General features: G+C 67.0%; 1 protein-coding gene. It reads right to left on the bottom strand.

Annotated elements, in window-relative coordinates; genetic code table 11:
- Positions 1–330, bottom strand: a 330-nt coding sequence (locus tag KZZ04_RS18655) for a condensation domain-containing protein (RefSeq protein ID WP_219423736.1), incomplete at both ends; no start/stop codon positions are given.

The raw sequence follows: 330 nt of genomic DNA, 5'->3' as shown, positions 1-330 counted from the left end.
CTTCCAGGGCCAGATCACCCAGCGCGAGGATCGGCGCGCTGCTGTCCTGCCAGGTCAGCAACGTCTGGAACACCGGGCTATGGGCCAGGCTGCGCAGCGGCCGGGTGATTTCCACCACCTGCTCGAACGGCAAGTCCTGGTGGGCCTGGGCGTGCAGCGTGAGCGCCTTGACCCGCGCCAGCAACGCCTCGGTGCTCAACTCGCCCGACGTGTCGATGCGCACCGCCAGGGTGTTGACGAACAGGCCGATCAACCCTTCGATTTCGCTGCGATTGCGGTTGGCCACCGGCGAGCCGATCACCACATCGTGTTGCCCGGACAACCGCGCCA

Source organism: Pseudoalteromonas sp. CR1 (assembly GCF_019392235.1).
In the GTDB taxonomy this organism is placed as follows: domain Bacteria; phylum Pseudomonadota; class Gammaproteobacteria; order Enterobacterales; family Alteromonadaceae; genus Pseudoalteromonas.
Note: the sequence above shows the minus strand (reverse complement) of the source record. Positions and strands in the feature narration are given on the sequence as shown.